17 protein-coding genes and 1 tRNA gene are annotated in these 23,773 nt (G+C 51.3%); 5 read left to right on the top strand and 13 right to left on the bottom strand.

Annotation, left to right across the window (positions count from 1 at the left end; translation table 11 throughout):
• Positions 1-5 precede the first annotated feature (5 nt).
• Genes Q0P86_RS04035 through Q0P86_RS04020 form a run of 4 tightly spaced genes read right to left on the bottom strand, consistent with a single transcriptional unit; the run spans position 6 to position 5,487 of the window.
• Positions 6-1,604, bottom strand: a complete 1,599-nt coding sequence (locus tag Q0P86_RS04035; protein ID WP_294113840.1) for a 1,4-alpha-glucan branching protein domain-containing protein — start codon at positions 1,602-1,604, stop codon at positions 6-8.
• 9 nt (positions 1,605-1,613) lie between these two features.
• Positions 1,614-2,819: a DUF4912 domain-containing protein gene (locus Q0P86_RS04030; RefSeq protein WP_294113805.1), complete on the bottom strand. Its 1,206-nt coding sequence runs from the start codon at positions 2,817-2,819 to the stop codon at positions 1,614-1,616.
• A gap of 23 nt (positions 2,820-2,842) precedes the next feature.
• Positions 2,843-4,078, bottom strand: a complete 1,236-nt coding sequence (locus Q0P86_RS04025; RefSeq protein ID WP_294113807.1) for a hypothetical protein — start codon at positions 4,076-4,078, stop codon at positions 2,843-2,845.
• Positions 4,078-5,487, bottom strand: coding sequence for a hypothetical protein (locus Q0P86_RS04020; protein ID WP_290994193.1), 1,410 nt, complete (start codon positions 5,485-5,487; stop codon positions 4,078-4,080). The genes Q0P86_RS04025 and Q0P86_RS04020 overlap by 1 nt, the downstream gene beginning before the upstream one ends.
• Before the next feature lie 105 nt (positions 5,488-5,592).
• On the opposite strand from Q0P86_RS04020, the gene thrC reads away from it, so the two are divergent.
• Positions 5,593-6,933 carry a threonine synthase gene (gene thrC / locus Q0P86_RS04015; RefSeq protein ID WP_294113808.1) on the top strand — a complete coding sequence of 447 codons (1,341 nt, stop codon included), beginning with the start codon at positions 5,593-5,595 and terminating at the stop codon, positions 6,931-6,933.
• 21 nt (positions 6,934-6,954) lie between these two features.
• Here the strand turns inward: thrC and Q0P86_RS04010 are convergent, their stop codons facing one another.
• Positions 6,955-7,335 (bottom strand): hypothetical protein, encoded by a 381-nt coding sequence (locus Q0P86_RS04010; protein ID WP_294113810.1) that lies wholly within the window; start codon positions 7,333-7,335, stop codon positions 6,955-6,957.
• Between the two features lie 277 nt (positions 7,336-7,612).
• A complete protein-coding gene (locus Q0P86_RS04005; RefSeq protein ID WP_294983570.1) occupies positions 7,613-8,911 on the bottom strand; it encodes a hypothetical protein in 1,299 nt (432 codons plus the stop codon).
• A 110-nt stretch (positions 8,912-9,021) separates the two neighbouring features.
• On the opposite strand from Q0P86_RS04005, the gene mutL reads away from it, so the two are divergent.
• The gene (mutL, locus tag Q0P86_RS04000; protein WP_294113812.1) at positions 9,022-10,962 is read left to right on the top strand and encodes a DNA mismatch repair endonuclease MutL; all 1,941 of its coding nucleotides are present in this window, start codon (positions 9,022-9,024) and stop codon (positions 10,960-10,962) included.
• Here the strand turns inward: mutL and Q0P86_RS03995 are convergent.
• From Q0P86_RS03995 to Q0P86_RS03985, 3 genes are all read right to left on the bottom strand, one after another.
• Positions 10,915-12,123: a hypothetical protein gene (locus Q0P86_RS03995; RefSeq protein ID WP_294113814.1), complete on the bottom strand. Its 1,209-nt coding sequence runs from the start codon at positions 12,121-12,123 to the stop codon at positions 10,915-10,917. The two genes, mutL and Q0P86_RS03995, sit on opposite strands and share 48 nt — an antisense overlap.
• 5 nt (positions 12,124-12,128) lie before the next feature.
• Entirely contained in the window at positions 12,129-15,992 is a 3,864-nt protein-coding gene (gene dnaE / locus Q0P86_RS03990) for a DNA polymerase III subunit alpha (protein WP_290994182.1), read from the bottom strand.
• Between the two features lie 53 nt (positions 15,993-16,045).
• Positions 16,046-16,118: transfer RNA gene (locus tag Q0P86_RS03985), tRNA-Cys, on the bottom strand.
• Positions 16,119-16,200: 82 nt separating this feature from the next.
• On the opposite strand from Q0P86_RS03985, the gene Q0P86_RS03980 reads away from it, so the two are divergent.
• Positions 16,201-16,716 (top strand): DUF374 domain-containing protein, encoded by a 516-nt coding sequence (locus Q0P86_RS03980; protein WP_290994179.1) that lies wholly within the window; start codon positions 16,201-16,203, stop codon positions 16,714-16,716.
• A 58-nt stretch (positions 16,717-16,774) separates the two neighbouring features.
• Complete coding sequence (locus Q0P86_RS03975) at positions 16,775-17,416, top strand: PolC-type DNA polymerase III (protein ID WP_254793841.1); 642 nt, start codon at positions 16,775-16,777, stop codon at positions 17,414-17,416.
• A 66-nt stretch (positions 17,417-17,482) separates the two neighbouring features.
• Here Q0P86_RS03975 and Q0P86_RS03970 read toward each other — a convergent pair whose 3' ends face one another.
• From Q0P86_RS03970 to Q0P86_RS03955, 4 genes are all read right to left on the bottom strand, one after another.
• Positions 17,483-18,328, bottom strand: coding sequence for a GRP family sugar transporter (locus Q0P86_RS03970; protein WP_291023614.1), 846 nt, complete (start codon positions 18,326-18,328; stop codon positions 17,483-17,485).
• A gap of 16 nt (positions 18,329-18,344) precedes the next feature.
• Positions 18,345-19,682 (bottom strand): tRNA uridine-5-carboxymethylaminomethyl(34) synthesis GTPase MnmE, encoded by a 1,338-nt coding sequence (gene mnmE, locus Q0P86_RS03965; protein ID WP_295037625.1) that lies wholly within the window; start codon positions 19,680-19,682, stop codon positions 18,345-18,347.
• Between the two features lie 55 nt (positions 19,683-19,737).
• Entirely contained in the window at positions 19,738-20,715 is a 978-nt protein-coding gene (locus Q0P86_RS03960; protein WP_295037623.1) for a glycosyltransferase family 2 protein, read from the bottom strand.
• A 71-nt stretch (positions 20,716-20,786) separates the two neighbouring features.
• Positions 20,787-22,712 carry a LamG-like jellyroll fold domain-containing protein gene (locus Q0P86_RS03955; protein ID WP_295037621.1) on the bottom strand — a complete coding sequence of 642 codons (1,926 nt, stop codon included), beginning with the start codon at positions 22,710-22,712 and terminating at the stop codon, positions 20,787-20,789.
• Positions 22,713-22,821: 109 nt separating this feature from the next.
• Between Q0P86_RS03955 and Q0P86_RS03950 the strand changes: the two genes are divergently transcribed.
• Positions 22,822-23,727, top strand: a complete 906-nt coding sequence (locus Q0P86_RS03950; RefSeq protein ID WP_295037619.1) for a lysylphosphatidylglycerol synthase transmembrane domain-containing protein — start codon at positions 22,822-22,824, stop codon at positions 23,725-23,727.
• The last annotated feature ends 46 nt before the right edge of the window (positions 23,728-23,773 follow it).

Here is a 23,773-nt window from a genome sequence, read left to right as displayed (position 1 = left end):
GATTGTTACAACCAGCTGAAGATACTATTCGTCTTCTCTAGTTTCGGCAAAACAGAATGTGCCGCCGGTTTGTCCGTGTTCTTGAGAATAGCCTTGCAGGCTTCCGCGAATAACGTATGGCCATTATTGTAATGGTCGTCCAGGCGACGGCGAGCATAGCCATCCGCCGAATGGTTGTGAATCATGAAAGCCCAGTCCGAAGACTGGAACAACATCAGTTCGCGTTTCATCTGCTTGATGTAGCGAGTCAAAAGCTTTCCGCGCAGCGAACTTTCGCCCATCTTTTGACGGATAGAAATCAAGTGGTCAATCATCGCTCGCAGACGATAGGACTGCGGATAATACTTATCGGTTTCACCGTTAATCCACACGGAGCCGAAACCGCCTTCGCCCCAGCTGGAAAAAGCCGGTTCATGCGATTCGGGATCTGCCGACGAAGTCATGATTTCGTCGGCACCGGCAAATTCAATGACCGACGAAGATGCCGCGCGTTCCAGCATTGCCTCAAGGAAAAGGGGACCTTCAAACCACCAGTGTCCAAAAAGTTCAGCATCGTAGGGGCAAAGCATTGCCGCCCTGTTGCCCTCCATGTTCACGAGCAGCTCCGAGATGGTCGTTTCGCGGTTCACCACGAAGAGGCGCGCATGGTCTTCGGCCAGGCGCATCGCATTCCAGGGGCGATAAATTTCCTTATGTTCGCCACCGGTAATGCGGTTATACTTAAAGCCCGAATCAATCGGCGTATCGCCCGCGAAGAAGTATTCGCCCAGGTAATCGCGCGGGCGATCTTTCGCGATATCGGTGAAAAATTCGCGGTACTCGGGGTGGCCCGGATAACCCGTGCGGCGACTCCACACTTCCATGGAACTTTTCTGTTCACGCCCCATGCAATAAAGCCCCTGCGTGGTACGCAACGGTGTGAAAACACCGTACTTGGGCGTAGGTGTCGCCAGGAGAACCCCGTGCGTTTCGAGGAAGAAATAATGCAGGCCGAATTCGGCGAGGAACTTGTCGAGTCCCGGAAAATACCCACATTCGGGAAGCCACACGCCCTGGGGCTTACGTCCAAAGGCCCGTTCAAAGCAACGCACCGTCACATCTAGCTGCATCCGGATCGATGCCGGATCGCTTTGGTAAGCCGGCAGGAACGGGTGCGTTCCCACGCACGTGAGCAAATTCAGCTTGCCCGCCTTTTCAAGTTCCAGAAATTCCGCGAGCAAATTACGATGCAGGCGATTTTCCCACAAATCGATCAACGTTTGCTGGCGAGAAAGATAAAATCGAGAAAGCTGCTCCAGCTCCGTTCCGGCATTGCGAGCCACTTCCTTTTCAATCAGTTCGAGTTGCTTTTTCAGGTGCTCCGAGAACTTTTCGATCAGGCTCCCATCTGAAAGCATCTCAATCAAAGGAGGAGAGACACTCAGATTGAGCGTCCCGGGAACACCCTTTTCCAAAAGACGCCGCATCGCCTGCACCAGAGGCAGGTATGTTTCGGCAATAGCTTCAAACAGCCAGTTCTCTTCGAAAAAGCGCTCAAATTCCGGATGCCGCACAAAAGGCAGGTGTGCATGCATCAGGAACAGTATTTTTCCGGGAGCTCCCATTGAGTTCAATTACTCCGTGCGCTTCACCACGATCGGCACGATCGTCGTCGGGAAATCGCCATCCTTGTCGGTAGCGAACACGGGAATAATCTTCGTAGAATCCGGCAAGTCTTCTTCAAAGCTGAAGGTTCCATCCGGGTTCAGCGGGAACGGTTCACCACGCACCTGGAGGTGTGCGTCCGGACGGGTTCCGCCATAAACGATCAAGCGAGTCTTCACCCACAGGAAGAAATCCTTGCCGTAGTTCACAGAATCCTTGGAAACTTCGATGTTGTTGGACTGCAAGGCAGCGCTGGACAATGCACCGGAGAACATGGATTCAGAAGAACTGCCGAAGTTTCCACCGAGGCTCTTGAGCCAAGATTCTGCGGTCTGGCTCGAGAATCCGGAACTCATGAAGTTACCGAGCGTATTGCCGCCGAGAGACGCCTTTGCAAAGGCGTCATTCTCAGCAGGTGCGGCAGCGGACTTGTCAAAAGTCATCACCGGAGTAGATTCAACGATGGGCATGAAATTCTTGCCGGACACGGCGCCAAGAACGGCTACGCAGGACTTACCAGCCGTATTTTCGACATACCAGCTACGGGCATTGGCAGGCACTTCGATATCGCGGAACTTGCGCTTCTTCCCGCGCTGCACCGTAAGGTCATCAGCAATGTCGAACAGACGAAGAACGATTTTCCCCCTACCCTTCTTCGCTTCGTTAATGCGGTTTTCAGATACTTCCCAGAAGGCATGCATCCAGTTCGGGTCCTTCTGCATGAGCACCAGGTATTCGGCATCAAAGGACTGCGCCATCTTGGCGACTTCCTTTTCGGAAGCCTTTTTAGCGGCAGACGCCTTGGTTACCGGAGCGGTCGAGGCAGTCTTTGTCGCCTTCGTTGCAGTTTTCGTAGCAGAAGCCTTAGTAGCAGCCTTCGTCGCGGTCTTCTTTGCGGCAACGGCCTTAACCTCTTCCACGACACGCTTCTTGGCAGACACAGCCTTTTCGGCCGTGGCGGAAGCCTTGGCAACCGCAGCCTTCTTCACCTTAGAGACAGCCTTCACGGCCTTTTCTTCTGCTTCCTTCATCGACTTGAGCGTCGCGGACTTCGATGCGGTCTTCTTTTCGGCGGCCTTCGTCACCTTCTTGACCTTATCCGCGGCTTTTTCAGCAATTTCCTTTACAGCCACTTTGATCTTGGACTTTGCGTCCGTTTCTTTTTTTATAGCCATACTAGGCCTCCTTCGTTAAAAAACTACCGGCGTTCCATTCCCCATGTGGCGATTCCAGTCAGGCCGATTCTGAGCCCAATGAACATTTCTTCCCACTGATGATCGGTATCCGCAAAACGTTTTCCACCCTGGACAGCAACATCAAGAGACGTTCCCTTTCGTCCAAGCGGAAAACCGCCACCCAAAGAACCACCCACCTCGTAGACATCCTTGATATACCAACTATGGAACCAGGCTCCCACGCGGTAATTAATCCTGGTCAAGTACGAATCGTAGAAAAGCGGACTGCCATCGCACTGATAACCCACAGAGACCAACACATCCTTCTGGGTTTCAGTCGCCTCGGGAATATTCCATCCGCCGGCGATGTTCTTGACATCGTCATCCCAAACGCGCCAGGTCAAATCAAGCATCACGTTATGACGTTTCGCCAAGCGGTAATTGATACCGGTTGCGAGAAGAGCAGGCACATCGATTTCACGAGTATAACGAGTCGAGGTCAGCGTATCCAATTCGCTAAACCTTAAGTTGTAATCCAAGGTATTTTCGAGAGTATACCCCGTCGTATAAGAGAAGAAGAACGAAGCGAGCTTGCCGCGGTACTGGAGAGCTCCCGTGTAGTATGCCGGATGATCCTTGATTTCCCAAGTTCCGTCGACATAATCCGAAATTCTGTAATTACCACCCGCCCAGGCATCGTCTTCATCTAGGCCGGACTTGTCTGCACCTAGAGTCATAGAACGGGAGGTATTTCCCATGACCACGTGGGCGGAAGCACCCAGCGAGAACGAACGCAAAATCGGAAGGCGAACCGCATAAGTCGGGACCAGTTCATACACACTTCCCTTGTATTCGATTTCGACCTTCGAACTATTAGCGGTATAGTCTTCCTTCAAAGACGAGGCATAATGCTGCCACAGGGAGACACCCATCGTTCCCCAATCCGACATCGGGAAGGACAAATTGAACGAGGGCAAAGACAGGCTGTTCAGCGTATAGTGAGAACCGTCTTTTCTCGCCTCGGTCATTTCCATGGCGAAATTCAAATTGAAAACAACCTTTGTATCAAAGGCAAATCGAGCCGGGTTGACTAAAGAAAGACCTTCCGCATCGCCCGTCTTCGCATTACCCGAAAAACCGCGACCGGCAGCCGAAGCCGTTCCGCCCTGCACCTGTTCTTCGCCCAAGGCTTCCATTCCAATCATGGAACCGAAAGAGAAACCCGCCAAAGCACACAAAGCAACTAAAAACTTTTTCATTACTTATCCCCCCGCTTGGACGCCAACCAAAGCTTGAGCGTCACAGGATTTTCCATCGCCTTCGAAAAGTCGTAGCGGGCATAATCGAAATAACTCAGGCGAAGATAGCTCGTATCTCCATCTGCAGTCCTATAGGTCGCATAAGTCGTATCCTTCTCCTGCAAGAAGGGGTACCCCATACGCATAATGAACTTCATGGAACGTCCATCGCTCGCCTTGTTGATAAAGTCTCGGGCACCTTCAGTCAACTGCAGTGTCAGGGAGTCGCCCTCATGGAAAATCAGGTTCGGGTGTCCCGATTCCAGAATGACCTCGTTATTGAGCAGGTAGCTTTCCATTCTTCTGATTTTCTTGTCGGCGCTATCGACATAGGAACCAGCGACAACCTGAATTGGCAGTCCCAATTCACTTTCGCCCTGAGAATCGTCGCGCGACATCGTCAACTGCGCAAGGATGACCGTCTGACGCACATCGTTCTTGTCGCCATCGCTGTAAGGGAATTCATCTCCATAGAATTCGGAGAGGGCCTTCAAGATCGGTTCCGACGGGAGTTCCACCACCAGGGAATCGAACACACCGCCATGCAACACCAGGCATTCCTTGCATTCTTCCTCGTTCTTCACGACATTCGCCATACGGAACGGGGTCGGGGCCGGATTCAGGAAATTCAGCGAATCCGCATAAGGAGCGAAAATAGGCGGATAATTGCTGGCATCACCGTAGAAACGATACAGGTGCTTAGCTTCGGGAGCGGACAGACGGAGCTGCAAGTGGATTGCCCCGCGAGCCTTCTTCAGATCTTCAAGCAAGGCGGCAGGCAGGTCCATACGGATCGAGGTGTCCCCCGCCGCATGATTCACGGCGTACACCGTATCTGCGGAACCATCCGCAGTCCACGTTTCAAGGCTCCGGTACCAGGTCGTATCCGCCACCTTGGATATGCTGTCCAGGAACTTCTTTCCAGATCCCATATCCAATTTCCAGCTAAGATTCAGCTTCAGGTCTTCTTCGACCGGCAGGGAATCAGACGGATAATTTTCGGAAGTATAAAGAGGGCGCAACCAGAACAACGAAAGGTATGCCCCGGCCGTATCCGATTCGGAAAGGCTCTTCATAAAGCCGGAATCCGGCATAAAGGCGATATCCAGCACCAAATCATGGCTCAAGCTCGCCGTGTGTCCGAGCACAGCCTGGTAATCTGCCGAGGTCGGGAACGTATCCAGGAATACCTCAGCCGAGGCAATCGACAAATCCGGGATGTTCAGAGTCTGCACCTTATAGCTACTTGGCATCCCCTGATCCGAAAGCCAGTTCGACAAACCATCTTCGTCTGATTCAAAAATACAGGCCGTCAAGGCAAACGCCATAAACGCAACCAGGCCCAATAAAACAATCTTTTTATTTTTCACTCATTACTCCGAGTATATTCTTCTAATTCCGTGGATAATATAGAAAACTACATCTTTCAAAATATGAATTTTCCTATATTTGTGCCGTAAAAACTAGAGGATATTATGGCTCAATTCAATGCCCATTTTAGGAACATCAATGGGGACGATACCTACCCGCTGACCGACATCATTTACCGCAGCAAAGTGGACGGAAGCCTGCTCGAAGTCGAACATGACCGTGCAGCCCTTGCCGAGAAGAGCCCCGAAGAATGGAAGAAGCTCTTTGCCGAACGCCGCATGAGCTTTGAACCCGCCGACATGAGCGGTATCTGGAGCAAGCGCGAAATGGTGCTCCCCGACATGCCCCTCGAAGACATCGTGACCATGCGCGAAGGCTGGAGCCCGCTCTTTGACGCGGCCCCGCTGGCCAAGGAAATGGGCATCAAGAGCCTGAAGGTGAAGCTTTGCGGCAACTCCCACACGGGCAGCTTCAAGGACCTCGGCATGACGGTCCTCGTAAGCCAGGTGAACCACATCATCAAGAAGGGTATTCACGAAATCGACGCCGTGGCTTGCGCCTCTACCGGCGACACCTCCGCAGCCCTCAGCGCCTACTGCGCGAAGGCCGGCATTCCGAGCATCGTATTCTTGCCCGCCGGGAAGACCAGCGTCGCCCAGCTGATTCAGCCGATTTCTAACGGCAGCATCGTCTTGGCCCTCGATACCGACTTTGACGGTTGCATGAAGATTGTGCAGCAGGTCACCGCCGACAACCGCATCTACCTCGCGAACTCCATGAACAGCCTCCGCGTAGAAGGCCAGAAGACGATTTCTCCGGAAATCTGCCAGGAAATGGGCTGGAAGGTGCCCGATACCGTGATTATCCCGGGCGGAAACCTCGGCAACGTGAGCGCACTTGCGAAGGGTTTCGAAGACTGCAAGGCCATGGGCCTCATCGACCGCATCCCGCGCATCATTGTCGCCCAAGCCGAGAACGCGAACCCGTTCTACCAGGCTTACGAACGCGGCTTCGACAAGCTGGTCCCCATGCAGGCGAAGAAGACGCTCGCCTCTGCCATCCAGATCGGCAACCCGGTCAGCTACCCGAAGGCCGTGCGCGCCATCCAGAAGACAAACGGCATGGTCGTGAGCGTTACCGAAGAAGAACTGGCGAACGCCGCCCACCGCGGCGACCGCATCGGTCTCTACTGCTGCCCGCACACGGGTGTCGCCCTCGGCGCCCTCGAAAAGCTCGTCGCCGCAGGTAAGATTGACAAGGAAGAGAACGTGGTTGTGATCAGCACGGCACACGGCCTCAAGTTCACCGAATTCAAGGTCGGCTACCACGAAAAGAAGCTCGAAAACATCTGCTCCAAGTTCGCGAACCCCGTGTTCAAGGCGACCGCAGACCTCGGCGCCGTCATGGACATCTTGAAGAAAGAGATGGCTGAAAGACGTCGCTAATGCGACTGCATTAAATTCATTTCAGAAAAGCTCCGCGCTGCGGAGCCTTTTTTGCATGCAGCCAAACCGTCCGTTGATTGGAAAAAAAACTAACTCGCAAGGCGAGTGAATCGGCAATGCTTGCATTGCCATTTCCGAGCCGTTATAAAAAGACTTGTTCGCAAGCCGTCCCTTTTTAGATTCTTGAAAAAGACTAATTCGTAAGGCAAGAGTCGCGGACAAGCCAAAGGCTTGTACATGACCGAGCCCCAGAACAGGCGTAGAAAAAGGCGAGCGCAGCGGCGGCAAACAAGTTTGCCGACATTGCCGAGCCGAAGAGTTAGCTTTATTTTTGCGGCCTTGAGTCTTTTGGAAAAAGACCGGTTCCCAAGGCGAGAGAAGCGGCAATGCTTGCATTGCCATTTCCGAGCCGCTGAACCGGCTTTGCTTTGTGACGTCAAGTCACAAAGCAAAGAAAGGCCCCTCTAACGAGGAGCCTTTCCTAAGAAGGAGAAAATATGAATCGGCATGTGGAACCTTGAACCTACCAGGAGGGGAGCAATGATAGTGTCGTTTCAGGATTTACCCTTCTACCGTTTCACAATTCCAAATATATCCTTTTATTTCGAACTGAGAACTACCAAATTGCTTATTTTCTTGATCCGCAACAATTACATTCGTTTCGCAAGTAAACTAACATTTACTCTTCGTGGAAGATGATCTTGCACTTCGGAACAAAACGGAATCCACCACGACGGTGACGTTCGATTTCGAAATACTTCTTCACGCCTTCGGACGGATGTTCCGGGTCGTCAGAGCCGTTGATATGAGCAATGACGCGGTTCAAGCGGCTTTCGAAGTTCGGACGAAGCGGATCCATGCAAATGGAAGAATCGCGCTTGAATTCGCGGTTTTCAAATTCTTCACGGCCCGTAGCGCTGTACTCGCGAAGCAGGTTGCGCAGGATTCGTGCTGGCACGTTACGCATCAGGTGCTTACTGTTCACTGAAATAGAATCATCACTCTTGTAGTAGATGACCGTCACGGAGTCGTTCATCGCTTCGAGGAGCTGTTCCTGAGCCTTCTGGATCGGTTCCCAGGAATCGAATTCCTGCTTCACGACGGCGCTCATGAGCTTGTTGAACGGCTCCGGAGCGACAACGTTTGCCTTATAATCAAAGTAGACCACGCTAGCCGGTGCGCCGTAATAGCAACCCTTATGAATCAGCACGGCACCCACCTTTTCGTCGACCACATCTTCGGTGGCACGGATGCAGGCCATCTTGCGTTCGGCGTCGAACTCCCAGTCAAGGCCATATTCGTCAAGGCAATCGCCGAAGGTCATATACTTACCGACCTGACGGCCATTCACATAGACACAACCATCATCGCGTACTTCAGCCGTTGCACGGTTTTCGAGAGCTTCGGCAAAAGAGGTCTGGCTGGCCTTGTATTCGATCAATTCGTAGCGAGGGGTATTCAGGAAAATGGGACCCAACTGCACCAGGCCGTTGAACCAGCGCATGGGGTTCGTGATCAAAAGACCCGGAGAATCAAAACGATAGGTGAAGTATTCCTTACGGTTACCATCTACCAGATCACGGCGGAGGAACTTCGAGTTCGTAAGCAAGGGATAGCGCTTCGGAATAATGTCAAGGCAGAGCTGACGGACATCTCCGGTCGCATAGAACTGCGATACATAGGGCAGGTAGGAGCGCAACACGCTACGAGCAGGGACTGCCTCGAACGACGCACAGCGGTCTATAATATTTTGAACAAAGGTATCCGGGTTCTCGCCCCTTTCATAGAGCCAGTTCACCACATTGTTCATAATCAATCGGTGAATGCCTTCATCTACAGACAAATCTTCGAAATAGATGTCATTAAGAACCTTGACCGTAAAACGCGGATCGCGTTTGATGAGAGTCAAAATATCCTTGACGGGATACCTAATGAGTAACTCGATATGAGTCAGCTGTAAGAATAGGTTTGAAAGCACGTTTTACCTCACACTATTGAATGGTTATTCCTAACAACCACTCACCCATTTGTTTAATTAATTTAGTAAAAAAAATACGTAATCTTACCCTAAAAGGCTATATTTAGGTCATGAAATCAGCCGAAATACACATTTTATCCGATGAAATCATCAATAAAATCGCCGCAGGAGAGGTCATAGAGCGCCCAGCCTCTGCAGTAAAGGAGCTGATCGAAAACGCAATTGACGCTGGAGCCACCCGTATACAAGTTTCCATAGAACAGGGAGGCAAGAAAAAAATCCAGGTTACGGACAACGGAAAAGGAATGAATTCCGCCGATTTGGACCTGTGTTATTTGCGGCACACGACATCCAAACTATCTAATGCAGAGGACCTGTTTCACCTGCACACCAATGGTTTTAGAGGTGAAGCTGTCGCCTCGATTGCCGCTGTATCCAAATTAACGATAACGAGCGCCACTGACGACGGCGATTCCGGACGCATTCTTCTAGAAGGCGGAAACGTTATCGAAAAACAAGACGTACAAGCTAGCCGCGGCACCACCTTTTTAGTTGAAGAACTTTTTTACAACACCCCCGTTCGCCGAAACTTTCTAAGTAGCGAAACGGCCGAAGGAACGAGAATTTTCGACGTTATCCTACGCACCGCCATTGCGCACCCCGAAATCCGTTTCGATTACAAGGTTGGCGACAAGACCGTATTTACGGGAGTACCGGGGGAACTGCGCAACCGTATTGCCGAAGCCATCGGTTCTAAAATAGCAAAGGCACTCTTGCCCGTCGACTACACCGAAGCGGGCGTTCATGTATGGGGATACATCTCCCCCTCCACCGAAACCAACGGCAAACGCAATCATCAGTTTCTATTCATCCGCAACCGTCCCATCGAAAGCAAGATGGTGACCAAGGCTGTCCAACAGGCTTACGAACCTTACGGAGCCCAGTGCAAGCCCGTCTCGGTTCTGTTCCTGGACATGCCCGATATGGAATTCGACGTGAATGTGCACCCCGCCAAGCGCGAGGTTCGTTTCGCCAATCAGAATTTAGTGTTTCTCGTCGTCACCCATGCCATCCGAGATACATTCACCAAGGACATTGAAGCGAATTCACCACTCATTGACTTGAGCGATGAAATCGCGGGGGGCCGCGACACAACCACCGGGACTCGCAACACCTCTTTTTCGCCGGCACCCTTTGCAGATGATTTACACGAGCCTAAAGCTCCCTACGGATTCTCGGAACCGATTCGTCCCACAAATCCAACAAATTTCGTACCTGGATTTGCAACTAAAGAATCATCCGGCGACATTCCCGAAATGTCGAACAGTCCCGGCAATTTCAGCTTCGAAAAGCCTCGCAAGACAAATGCATTTGAAGACCTCGCCCAGGATATGTTCAGCACTCCTGAAGCAGGCAAAGTCATTTCGATTGAAGGAAACGAAGCCCTGAAACCCACGGTGCCTGAACCGGCCTGGAATCCACCGACATTTTTCCAGATAGCAAACACCTATATCGCCGGCGAAGATTCCAACGGACTGTTGGTTATTGACCAACACGCCGCTCATTCGCGGGTACTCTACGAACAAGCGCTAGACATTCTCAAAAACGGAGCCGCCCTTGACAGCCAAGAACTTCTGTTCCCGGAACTCCTGGAGCTTTCTAAAATAGAGGTGGAAGCACTCAAGAGTGTCGAGGACCAATTCAAGCATCTGGGATTCTACATTGAACATTTTGGCGGCGAGACCTACCAGATCCGCGCGATTCCAAGCGCACTTCCGCTTTCGCGCGCCATCAAGGCCGTCAAGGACTTTTTGGACAGCATTGGAGACGAAGGCAAGGGCGATGGCGATATGGTAAAAGTCCAAGACACCATAGCCAAAGCTTGGGCAAACACCAACGCCTACCAAGCCGGAGATAAACTCAAGTCCGAGGAGATGGCAGCCCTCGTGAGTCAGCTAATGCTCACCGAGGAACCGCTTAAGTCGCCCTACGGGCATCCGACACTACTCCGCTTCACGCTCGACGAACTGGCGAAAAAATTCCGCCGCTAGCTGACCTAGCGACATCCCTGCTGAAAGTTTAGAATACAGGACGTCCGTATCTGGATTCTGCTTAGAAATGCACTCAGAGGCAATTTCTTGAGCGATGCCTGCGACAGTACATTGTTCTTTGCCTGGAGCACAAATCTTTTCAGGATAAACCAACTTGTTCAAGATAATGTTCGGCAACGCGAAATACTTCGTCTTGACAAAAACGCGGGCAAAGCCATAGGTCAATGCATCCGGCTTGACGCAAACTATCATCGGACAACCTGACAAGGCCAATTCCAAAGTCGCCGTTCCCGGTGCAGTCAACGCCAATGATGCATCTTGATAAATGGCACGACGAGCATCTGCCTCTTGAGGCGACTCCACCACATGAATTTTTCGTATAAGGTCATCGTCTCCAAACTGACGCAAGGCATTTTCAAATACTTCAACCAGTTCCCAACGAGCCGCCAACAAAGTGATTTCCATACGAGAAATTTCTAGCGACTTTCGAGTCATCTGAACTGCTTTTAGCATCAAAGGTAAATTGCGGAGCGCCTGCGCCTTGCGACTCCCGGGCAACAGCAAACAACATTGACTAAGAACAGCTTCGATCTCGGCAATTCCATGCGACGTCTTATGTCTCTCTAAATGCAACTCCGAATTCCGAATTCCGAGTTCCGAATTTGCAAACGGATGTTTCACACGAACCACATTGCAGCCGGCTTCGCGATACACCTGTTCTTCAAAGTCAAAAAACACCGCTAGCTTGACATACGGATTTTGCGCAAGAACCTTCGCACGTTTGCGTTTCCAGGCCCACACTTGCGGAGGCGCCACATACAAGGCGGGCTTGCGGAACTTCCCCGCCTGCGCTACCAGTTTCATGTTAAAGCCTGGATAATCGATTGCGATAAGTCCGAGGCATTCCGGAGATTCTAGCGATGACTTGAGCACATTAAAGCACTGGCGCAACTTAAAATACTTGGGCACCACATCGCCAAAGCCAGAAACCGGCAACACCTCGAAATCAACCAGAGGAACCATTCCCACCGACTGCATTCGATGACCACCAGCTCCCTTAACAACAATATTTTGAGAACAGAGTGCCTTGACTAAGGGTTCGCCAATAACATCCCCCGAATCTTCACCTGCACAAACCAAAATGTACGGCAAAAAAGCCATCACCTTTACCGTTTGGCACGGTTTGAAACCCAGACCTTCGCAACCCCCAATTCCTTACGCAGGAACTGCAGCAATTCCGGAGTATAAACGACCTTCTTATTTTTCAAGGCCAACACGTGCACATTTCCCGAGTCTGTTTCAACATGGCAAACCAATTCACAACCGCGTTCGCCTTCAAAAGGTTCGTACTTTTCCATAGCGGTCATCAACTTGTCGGTGAAATTGTCATCAACCATCGACGAATAAAGGACCATGTGGATATGGGAGACCATATCCGAACGTACACGATCCAGCTGAATCACTTCTTCGACAACAATCTGGACTCCATCGCCCATGCGTTGCTGTTCCAGGCTACCCTTGACAAGCACGCGGTCATCGAGTGCCACCGTATCGCGGAACTTTTCCCACAAGTCCTTCTTGAAGAACATTTCCAAGTCACCGTGAAAATCTTGAATGGCACCCGCACCAATGGTATCACCGCGCTTGGTCTCGATAGAACGAAGCTTGGTCACCACACCACCGACAATGACTGTACCACCCACATGGCGAGACAATTCCTCTTCTTCCAAGGAACATGTCGTAAAGCCTTGCAGTTCCGGGCGGAATTCATCGAGCGGATGCCCAGAAAGGAACATGCCCAAGACATCGCGTTCCTTGTTGAGCATTTCCATCGCGGTCCATTCTTCGGCTTCCTCAAGCACTTCGGCGGAGCTATCCATCGAAGGTGCACTACCGCCCATATCAAAGAGCGACATCTGTCCACGATCCTTATCTTCCTGGAATCGGGACGCCACTTCCATGGCACGGTCTACCGTCGCCATCAGCACGGCGCGGCTTCCCGGCAATTCGTCCAGGGCTCCCGCCATAATCAAGCTTTCAATCAGGCGTTTGTTCATAGGCGGACGTTTTTCCTTCTGTTCGCCCTGGTATTCCGTTACTCGCTTGCAGAAATCAAAGATATCCTTGAACTTTCCACGCCGTTCGCGTTCCGCCACAATATCTTCGACAACGCCAATGCCCACGTTGCGAATGCCCGCGAGACCGAAAAGAATCTTCTTGTCGGGAGTGGCCACAAACTCGCCCATCGAGGCGTTAATATTCGGCGACACCACATCAATATCAAGGCGCTTGCATTCCAAGATAATCGTCACAATATCTTCGGTCTTGCCCATCTTCGAGGTCATCGAAGCAGCCATGTATTCGGGGCCGTAATGCGCCTTCAGGTATGCCGTCTGGTAAGCCACATAAGCGTAAGCTGCCGCATGACTCTTGTTGAACGCGTATCCGCAGAACGGGAGCACCGCATCCCAAACCTTCTGAATCATCGCCTTGTCATAGCCATTGTCCAGACATTTCTGGAAAAACTCCGGTTCGAGCTTTGCCATCTTTTCGGGCATTTTCTTGGCCATGATACGGCGGATATTGTCAGCGCCACCCAGCGAGTAGCCGCCCAAAATCTGGGCCAGCTTCATCACCTGTTCCTGGTACACAATCACGCCGTAAGTTTCACCCAGCACCTGTTCCAAGTCAGGGTGGTAACAGTCAATTTCTTCCTGACCGTTCTTACGGGCAATAAAGTGCGGAATCTGGTCGATCGGCCCCGGACGATACAGGGCGTTCATAGCGATCAAGTCAAAGATTCGGGTGGGCTTCAGTTCGCGCAGGTACTTCTGCATACCCGGAGATTCGAACTGGAACACCGTCGTGGTCATCCCCTTGCCGAGCAAGTCGAACGTTTCCTTGTCATCGAGCGGAATATGTCCCATGTCAAGTTCAATCGAGCGATTCTTCTTGACCATGTTCACCGTGTCCTGAATGATGGACAAGTTGATAAGGCCAAGGAAGTCCATCTTCAAAAGTCCGATGTCTTCGGCGTAGTGCTTATCGTACATCACCACCGGAGTATCTTCGGAGGCGGCTCGGTACAAAGGAGCAAGGTTATAAATCGGAGTCGGCGTAATCACCACGCCGCAAGCATGCACACCGGTCTGGCGCGGCAAATCTTCGAGCTTTTTAGCGATATCCCACAAGTTCTGGTAACTGGCGCGGCTGCCAATCATCGCCTGCAAGGGTTCCGGGCTGTAACCGTCTTCCAGGTTGTTGCCCTTCTTGTCTTTTCCCGTCCAAGCTTGCTTCAGGCTAAAGTTCAAGGTGCGCTGCGGGAACAGCTTGGTAATCTGCTTTGCTTCAGCAGGCGGAAGTCCCAAGACGCGCGCTACATCGGTAATCACCGCCTTCGATTTGAGCATGCCGTAGGTAATAATCTGGCCCACGCATTCCTTGCCGTACTTGTCCGTCACGTACTGAATCACGCGGCCGCGGTCGCGGTCCGCAAAGTCGGTATCGATATCCGGCATGGACACACGTTCGGGGTTCAGGAATCGTTCAAAAAGGAGATCGAAGGTGAGCGGGTCGATGTCGGTAATACCGATAATGTAAGTGACCAAGGAACCTGCGGCAGAACCACGGCCCGGACCCACGGGAATTCCGTGTTCACGGGACCAATTGATAAAGTCCCACACAATCAAGAGGTAGCCCGCCACGTTCATGTTGCGGATACAGTTCAGTTCCTTGTACATACGCTTGCCCACATCGGTTTCGTGGGCAGGGAACTTAAAGTCCTCTTTCGGGAAACGCCACTTAAGGCGCTGATTACAAAGATGCGTGATGTAGATATCGGCATCGCCACCCGGCTTGCACCATCGGCGAACGCTCTTGTCCCAAGCTTTTTGATCGTCTTCGTCAAAGAATTCCGGCTGCGACAGGCGTTCAATTTCGGCCTTGTCTTCGTCGGTCAGGGCGTCTTCGGCAATTCCCTTGTCAGCACAATAAGTTGCCGTCACCTTTTTCTTTTTGTCCTTGATGACACCCTTGACTTCGCGTTCACGTACGACCGGATATTCCGCGTCGTATTCCGCCTTCATAATCGCCTTGATGTTCTGGTATTCATCGGAGGACAAGAAATCTTCAGGAATCTTGAAGCGGGGCCAGAATTCATCGCCGATACCGGTCTTGACCGTGTAATTGCATCGTTCTGCAATCTTCACCGTATTTTCGATGGCCCCCGGAATATGTCCGAACATTTCCACCATTTCGGCTTCGCTACGGAAATAGAATTTACCGTTATCTGGGAAATGTTTGTCATCGAAACCATTGAGCGTCTCTTTCAAGGCAATGCAACGCAAAATCTTGTGCGCTTCGGCATCTTCGGGCTTAATGTAATGGACATCGCCTACGGCAACAATTTCGCGACCCAACTCGCCAGCCAGCTTGACATTGTAGTCGTTCAACAACTTTTGCCCTTGAACGCCATTGTTGCACACCGAAATGTACAGATGGTCATGGTCAAAAATCTTGTCGAGGGATTCCATGTATTCACGGGCAACGCTGTTGCGCCCAGCAGCGACATTCTGACCATACTTGCTAAAAAAATCGCCCGCAATGGCGATAATGCCTTCTTTATGTTCTTCGATAACCGAAAGCGGCACCGACGGAATTTCTGCCCAGCGGTCACCGTCTTCGTAACGGAAACTCACGATACGGAGCAAGTTATAATACCCCTTTTCATTTTCGACCAAAAGCGTAAGGCGTTCAAATGTAATCGGATCCTTCTGGTTCGCGCTCGAGGTATCCACATAAATATGGCAGCCGTAAATCGTCTTTACCGGCGGAAGGCCCTTTTCTTTGCGGACCTTGTTCAAGTCTTTTCCGCGGGTCTGGATTTCAAGAACGCCGAACATAGCCGCATGGTCAGTCAGCGCCACTGCAGGAGCGTTTTCGTCGGCGGCCGCGGCCAAAATATCATCGAGACGGGCGGAAGACTGTAAAACAGAAAATTCAGAATGAACTTGAAGATGAACAAAAGCCATAACCGCAATTTAGAAAAAAGACCTTTTCTCGGGGTGAGAAAAGGTCTTTTGAGAGGCAACGATCAGACTCGAACTGATGAATAAGGCTTTTGCAGAGCCGCCCCTTACCAACTTGGGTACGTCGCCAAAGTGAACCGCAATATAGGTAAAAAATTCACCCTTTTCAAGGGTAAACCAAAGTTTTTTTGCATTTTTTTATCTTTACAGCATGACCAAACAGCCTTTCAAGGTCAGACTGGCGCTTTTTTTGGCTAGTCTTTGGATAAAAAGCTTGCGCATCAAGCTCAAGACCCCCGATTCCTTTTCACCGGGAATTCTCGGAATATGGCACCGAGACCTACTTGCCGCCACAGCCGCATTCAAAAACTGGGGGGTGCACGCTTTTATTTCGGAATCCGGAGACGGTGAGATATTCGCCACCCTTGCCCAGAGTATGGGTTACGTCGTCACTCGCGGTTCCAGCAGCCACGGGGCAAGCAACATTAGGTACACCCTTGATGCCCTCCAACAAGGACATTTTGCAGGGATGGCGCTCGACGGTCCACGGGGCCCTGCGCTCAAAATCAAGCCCGGGTCACAGTGGCTATCCCAAAAAAGCAACCGCCCCCTTTGGATGGTTTCAGCACGATACGGGGCCCATTTAACCCTAAAAACATGGGATAATTTCATTTTGCCTCTTCCGCTGACATCTATTGACATCGAAATTAAGTATCTTTGTAACTGATTTATTAACACTACCATGGTGAATTCATTTTTTCAAGAGGTTTATTAAAGTGATTCTAATGCCACCTAAGTTCGTCGCCTTCGACCTTGAAACGACAGGCCTCAACAACCAGAAAGACGAGATCATTGAAATCGGCGCAGTCAAATTCACCGTGGAAACAGACAAAACCGGCAAGGTCGTCCCTAAGCTGCTCGGCGAACTCGAAACGTTCGTAAAGCCGAACATGATGATTCCTGCCGAAGCATCTGCCGTGAACCATATTTACGACAGCGATGTCCAGGACGCACCTGTCGTTGGTGACGCCATCAAGAAGTTCACCGAATTCTGCGGACAGAGCACCATTCTCATCGCCCACAACGCCAACTTCGACGCCAGTTTCCTTCGTGTTGCCTACAAGAACAACCCCCAGGTCGTCCCCGGCAATCCTGTCATCGACAGCCTTGCGATTTCCAAGGCCATTCTCCCCGAAGCAAGTTCACACAAGCTCGGCATCCTTGCCAATATGTTCAAGCGCCGCGACGAAATCGCCATGAAGATCGAAGCGGACAAGATGCACCGCGCTGTTTACGACTGCCTGATGCTCATGGAAGTGTTTGTCGCCCTGTTGCGCCGTCGTTTCAAGGAAAAGGACTGGGAAATGGTCAACATCATGAAGAACATGGAAAAGTACAAGGGCATTCCGCAGTTCATCAACAAATAAGCATCTTACAAAAATGCATACAAAGAAAGAGAACCTAAAAGTTCTCTTTCCTTTTTTACAACCTAATTAACCTTTTGAAAGGGTCAGCAGCACTGCCCCCGCGAGAATAATAAAAGTCGCGAGGAGTAACTTGACACGTTCTTTCGCGGTTTTGTACTCACCGAAAACAAGCACTCCCCAGCCGAGGTTCACCAGCAAGTTCAGCTGCGTGAGCGGGTAACCGACGGCATAACCGAGCGCCCCTTCCGGGTCGATTGCCCAGAAGCAACCGTGCATTCCTGCCATCCACAAGAATCCGGCGATAACACTCACGACACTCGGAGCTAGCGGATACCAATAGAATTTATGACGACGAATCTGGAGCATGCCAATTAAGAGCTGACTTCCGAAAAAAATCCCTATCGAGAACGGACACATGAATTCGACATCGGTCAATTCTAGTCCCGCGGCCGTCGCCAACTTAAAAGGAATCAAGTAAGTACCAAAGGCGAAACCGCCCAGGAACGAGCGCCAGTTCTTGAAAATCGACCCACCATGCGAAGGCGAAAGCCGGGAGAGTCCGACCATAAAGCAGATAATCGCCGGGATCGAAAGCGCAAACGAAGACTTTTCGTGAAACAGCAGAACACCAGAAAGGAACGAGGCCAAGATGCTCATTCCCATGGAGCGCACGCCGGCACCCGCCAGGTCCGCCTCGGCCTTGACCGCCCAGAAACAGAACGTTCCGCCAATGACCCACCACAAGCCACAGAAAAAACCGACCGGGCTCAAGTTAAACGTTCCCGTGACAAAGGCAACCACGAGCGCACTGATAAGTACGCCCCAAGTCATCATCGAAAGGAATGCCCAGCTCGAAAACTTCGGCCACTTTTTGAGGGGGGTCATGTAAGTGCCGAAAATAAAGATGGACATCAACGCGCCAATGTAACTACTTTCCAATGCAGAACCCCGCGAAAATAGATTGTAAAATGTCTTCGGACGAAATTTCGCCCGTGATACTCTGAAGCGCCTTGCGCACCAGCTGCATTTCAAAAGCGAGCAGTTCCACTGCAGGGTTTTTCTCTAGCAGGCCAAGTACGCGGTCAACACCCGCAAGGGCTTCTTCGAGGCAAGACTTTTCTCGTTCGCTCGTAATCCAGAGATCTTCTGCGGTTTCAGATTTCTTGAACAAGACGGCATTCATGGCATTCTTGAGGTCGTCAAGGCCCTCGCCGGTCATGGAAGAAATGCGAAGAGTTCCTTCGCTTTCTGCATTGGCGTTCGATTTCAAATCGCTCTTGGAATAGACCGTAAAGTCAGGATTGATCGTTTCGTCTTCCGTCTTTCGGCTTTCGACCGTTCCATCCACCACCAAAATTTTCATATCGGCTTCGTCGAGAATCTCGCGAGACTTTTTCATACTGAGCGCATCAAGTTCGTCAGTCGCCTTGTCCGCAATGCCTGCGGTATCGATCAGGCGGATTTCACCGCCATCCAAAAACAGACGGACTTCGACAAAGTCGCGCGTCGTACCCGGAACATTGCTCACGAGTACACGGTCTTCGCCGAGGAGCGCGTTCACCAGGCTCGACTTGCCCGCATTCGGGGCTCCATAAAGTACCGCGAGCGGGAGCCTGCTCAGATTCGCCTTACCACGAAAGCTGTTTAGAATTCCCTTGATTGAAACACGGATATTTTCAAACTTCTGTTTCCAGCCGCTAAAATCGGGATCCGCTTCTTCTTCAGCAAAATCCACATCGAGTTCCAGTCGAGCCGAGATATCCTTGACCTGCGCCGTTAGCGTCGCAATTTTCTTGGAAAGGGCTCCCGAAAGCAGGCGGTGGGCATTTTCCAGCTCGGCTCGGTTCGCACTGTGAATGACATCGGCCAACGATTCAGCCTGGGTCAAGTCCATCTTGCCATTCAAGAAGGCTCGGCGGGTGTATTCACCGGGTTCAGCCAGACGAACCCCCTCGATGCCACGAATCGCCTGCAGCAAATCGCGGACAATCAGCGGATTTCCGTGCGGGTAAAGTTCCAGGACATCTTCGCCGGTGTAGGAATTCGGCGCCTCGAAATAGATGTACAAGAGGCTGTCAAGCACCTTGCCCGTCTGCGGATCGCGAGCGGTTCCTAGATTCGCCATTCGAGGCACCAGTTTTTCTGCTGCACGCAAACCGAACAGGCGCCGAACCACGTCACGGACGTGGGTGCCGCTCACGCGGAGCGCGGCAACGGCACTGACGCCCGCAGGCGTCATCGTCGCAACAATCGTCAAAGAATCCATAGCATTAAAGATAGCAAAAGCCGAATTTGCGGCCAAAAGCATTTCCTATTTTGCATCACCTATTTTCAATCGGATAAGACTCAAGAATCTCGCGAACCTTGGCTCCGACATTCCCAAACTTCTTGCGATACTTCTTGCGAATCACCAGTTCATCTGGAAGCATTGCCAACGCCTGCAGCCAAGCCTTCGCCAGGGCGACACAGATCGAAGCCTTCGAAAGTTTCTTTCCATCCCCCGACTGTCCCGGAACCCCGCCCTTCGCCATATTCAGGTAACGCACGACACCCTGAAACGGAAGTTTCAGGACATCGGCCAACGGGAGCAAACGGAAGGCAGTCCGCAAGCGGTTTCTCTCCGAATAAAACAGCTTGCGAGGCGAATAGCGCACCGTCGTCATCGAACGTTCATGGTAAACCTTCGCATCAGGGCAGAACACCGTCTTGAAGCCCGCCAAGTTATGACGGAAATACCACTCCGTTTCTTCGAAGAACAAGAAGAAACTCGCATCCATCTTGCCCGCAGCAGCGGCAGCCGACTTACGGAAACTCATCACGGCCCCATAGCAGCCAAAGACTTCCTTTTCGCGAACATCCGCTGCGGAAATATCCAGCCCGCTCGCCTCGTTTTTGGCAAACAGATCCGCTCCGAACCGCACGCCCACCGCATTCACGACTCCGCTTTTTTCCATCACGAGGCTTGCCACCGACCCCGCCTCCGGATGCCGTTCAAAACAGCGCAACAAGTTTTCGGCCCAGGTCGGGTCAAATTCCAAGTCCATGTTGCAAAGCACCTGGATCTCGGAATCCATATTTTCGAGAAGTCCATTGCAGGCACCCGCATAACCGAGATTTTTCGGACTTTCGATAATTTTGCAGTCAAAATTTTTTTTCCGTAACCGCAGGATTGAATCGTCGGTCGAAGCATTATCAAAGACAATTACGCGAACAGGAACGCTCTGCGCAAGCAAGCTCCCTACACATTCCGAAAGTTCCAAGCCACCGTTGTAATTTATGATACCGACATCTATCTGCATATTCACCCAAAAGAAAAAGGGACCGAAACAGGTCCCTTCAAATATAGATTAAAGCTTTCGCTACCGGTATATTACAAGCCGTAGTAACGGATGTAATCAATTTCACCGTTAAAGTAGCGGTTGCCCTTCGCCTGCTTCATGGCGTCGTAGCCGATACCGATATTGTAGCCCAGCTGGGACACATCGCCCTTCGCAGCGGCCCACACCGAACGTTCACCGTTCTGGAAAACAATCACGGAATCAGCGGTACGTTCAACACGGATTTCGGTCCATTCGTCAAGAGCAAGTTCCTTGCCCTTGAGCACATTCCATTCCGTGCCATCGGTTTCTTCGTCACGGAAATGCACCGTCAAGACACCGTCGTCAAGGCGGACAATCCAACCGTCACCGTAACGTCCAGGCGGCTCGGCCACAATGATATTCTGCATTTCCGCGAAAGCGGCCGGTTTCACGCGAGTTTCAATCGCAAACGTATTGCGCTGGAACGCTCTCGACAGATTCACAGGCATACCGGATTGTCCATCGAGCACAAGCGTCGTATCGGCAACAACCGCATTTCCGACGACGTACTTCGAGGAATTGTTCGCCATACGGTCAAGTCCCACGAACTCCGGCTCGTTGAATTCCCAAGCAGCAAGCAGCCATTCATTCTTGGGAACCAGGGTGCCTTCGGTAAAGCCCTTGAACACGCCGAAGCGGATATAATCCATTTCACCAATGAAATAGCGATCATGGAAACTTTGCTGCATCGCATCGTAACCGATACCCCAGTCGTAACACATCTGGGTCAGATCACCCTGGTAGGCCACGGCAACTGTAAGTTCGCCATTCTGGAACAGCTTGACACTGTCGGCATTGCGTTCCAGGCGGATTTCGTTCCATTCACCGAGAATCATTTCCTTGCCCGGATAAATGCTCCAGTCTACATAGCTACTGTCGGCATCACGAAGATGAACTGTAAGAACCCCTTCGTCGATACGGAGCTGCCAGCCGTCCACCCCACGTCCAGGAGGCTCGGCCACAATAATATTCTGCATCGTAGCGAACTGGGTCGGTTTCACGCGGGCTTCGACCACAAATTCATTGATACGGATATCCGTATCCAGAGAAACCACCATGCCGGACTTTCCGTCAAAACTGGCAATGCCATCAACAGCGCTCACCGAACCTTCTCCAGCTGTGGCGTTATGTCCGTGCCCCGTCACATCGAGTCCCACATTTTCAGCATCGTTGAAATTCCATTCGGCAATCCATTCCGTCACCTCGGAATCGTTCAAAGCCGCAGAAGTATCCAGCGGAATATCCAACGTATCAATTACCTGGACAGAGTCAATCGGAGAATCTTCGATTTCGTCAACCGTTTCGACGCCAATCTGTTCCACGCGTCCATTGTTGCAATGGCACTTGCCGGGATTCCTTGCGTCAAAGCCAATCGTGAACAGGCCCTTGATTACGGCGCTCTTGCCATCATCCTTGAAAGCATCGATAATCTTTCCGTTCACGATAATCGCGACAACAACGCCGGCACGTTCCACGCGGACCGTGTTGAGTTTTTTCAAGTCCAGCGCCTTTTCGGTCTTGAACTTGAGCCAATTCTCATCTGCAGTATTGCGCCATGAATAGACAACGGCACCTTCTTCGACCTGCAGAACCCAAGCGGCGGAGTCTCCATCGACTCCGGCAGAGGCAATCGTGTATGCAGAATCGTCTTCGACCTGCACATCTGCTTCAACGGCAAAGCCGTAATTCGTCAGTGAATCCACAACAACAGATGCCGTATCCGAAGTTGAGTCGGAAAGTTGCCAAGAATCCACCACAAAATGCCGGTACCGTGCAAGATGCGAGTGCGCGTCCACGACATTCACACGAGCAATATTATTCACGGTGGACAGTTCTTCGCTCACCGTACCCCACGACGAAGAGTCGGACGGACTCGTCGAGCACCCAGCCAGCACACCAAGTGCGGCAGCCAAGGCAAAACCCTCAAAATTTTTCATCAATTCTCCTTTTTCCATCACACAAACCTTAGTTTGTAATAATATAATATTTTATATTGTAGCTATGCAAGAGCCCACTCGGAAAAAAATGGCGAAATTCATTATAAATGTGATCAAAGTATTCGTTACAGTCGGTGGCATCGCCTATATTTTTAACAAAATCCCCTTTTTTGACGCAATTTCAAACTGGCAGGAATCAACCCTCCCCTGGCTCCTGTTCATTTTTTCCCTGACCGTCATCCTGATGGCAATCCAGGCGAACCGTTGGCGCGGGCTCCTGCTGGACGAAGGGAAAAAAATCAAATTACACACTTTTTACGCCTATATCGCGCTTGGCTACTTTTTCAACAACCTGCTTCCCAGTGGTTTCGGCGGAGATGCCGTCAAGACAATCGCTTTCGGCAAGCGTTTCGGCAACACGGCCAATTCCGTCGCCGCCATTGCGATTTCACGCGTCATGGGCCTTATCGCCATGTTCCTGAGTTTCTTCATAGCGCTCCCCTTCGTACTTGTTCAATACCAAATTCCTAAAGCATACACCATTACCGTTAGTTTGGCCGCTGTACTCGCGGTAATCATCATTATCGGGGGCCTCTTTTCGGACAAGATAAAAATTCCGCACAAACTCGCGGACAAGGTTCCTTTTCTGCTAAAACTGCAACAGGCATTCACCCTATACAGGAGCCATCCCAAGGCGTTCTGGCTATCGGGGTTAGACTCGATCTGGTTGCAACTGGTAACCATTATCATCCACTACGCCTACTTCAGGGCTGTCGGAGTTGAAGTGAACATTGCGGTCATTACGGTGTTCACGACCATCATGGTTACCTTCACCATGCTCCCCATCTCCATCAACGGAATCGGAATCCGCGAAAACGTGCAAGTGAGCCTGTATACGGGGCTCCTCGGAATTCCCGCCGATATAGTCCTCGCCTCTACCCTGCTCAGCTACCTGCCGCTCCTGTTCCAGGCAGCACAAGGGGCGGTCGTTCTCGCCGCCGCGCTCAAAAAATAAACTACCCTGCACTGAAAGTGCAGGGTTTTGTATGTCGTATGCGGAT

Source organism: uncultured Fibrobacter sp., from assembly GCF_946062555.1.
Lineage (GTDB): Bacteria > Fibrobacterota > Fibrobacteria > Fibrobacterales > Fibrobacteraceae > Fibrobacter.
This window is presented reverse-complemented; position numbering and strand designations above follow the sequence as displayed.

Coding starts and splice junctions, on each gene's coding strand:
- Q0P86_RS04035 (WP_294113840.1), bottom strand. CDS start 1,604: ATGGGAGCTCCCGGAAAAATACTGTTCCTGATGCATGCACACCTGCCT.
- Q0P86_RS04030 (WP_294113805.1), bottom strand. CDS start 2,819: ATGGCTATAAAAAAAGAAACGGACGCAAAGTCCAAGATCAAAGTGGCT.
- Q0P86_RS04025 (WP_294113807.1), bottom strand. CDS start 4,078: ATGAAAAAGTTTTTAGTTGCTTTGTGTGCTTTGGCGGGTTTCTCTTTC.
- thrC (WP_294113808.1), top strand. CDS start 5,593: ATGGCTCAATTCAATGCCCATTTTAGGAACATCAATGGGGACGATACC.
- Q0P86_RS04010 (WP_294113810.1), bottom strand. CDS start 7,335: ATGGCAATGCAAGCATTGCCGCTTCTCTCGCCTTGGGAACCGGTCTTT.
- mutL (WP_294113812.1), top strand. CDS start 9,022: ATGAAATCAGCCGAAATACACATTTTATCCGATGAAATCATCAATAAA.
- Q0P86_RS03995 (WP_294113814.1), bottom strand. CDS start 12,123: ATGGCTTTTTTGCCGTACATTTTGGTTTGTGCAGGTGAAGATTCGGGG.
- dnaE (WP_290994182.1), bottom strand. CDS start 15,992: ATGGCTTTTGTTCATCTTCAAGTTCATTCTGAATTTTCTGTTTTACAG.
- Q0P86_RS03980 (WP_290994179.1), top strand. CDS start 16,201: ATGACCAAACAGCCTTTCAAGGTCAGACTGGCGCTTTTTTTGGCTAGT.
- Q0P86_RS03975 (WP_254793841.1), top strand. CDS start 16,775: ATGCCACCTAAGTTCGTCGCCTTCGACCTTGAAACGACAGGCCTCAAC.
- Q0P86_RS03970 (WP_291023614.1), bottom strand. CDS start 18,328: ATGTCCATCTTTATTTTCGGCACTTACATGACCCCCCTCAAAAAGTGG.
- mnmE (WP_295037625.1), bottom strand. CDS start 19,682: ATGGATTCTTTGACGATTGTTGCGACGATGACGCCTGCGGGCGTCAGT.
- Q0P86_RS03960 (WP_295037623.1), bottom strand. CDS start 20,715: ATGCAGATAGATGTCGGTATCATAAATTACAACGGTGGCTTGGAACTT.
- Q0P86_RS03955 (WP_295037621.1), bottom strand. CDS start 22,712: ATGAAAAATTTTGAGGGTTTTGCCTTGGCTGCCGCACTTGGTGTGCTG.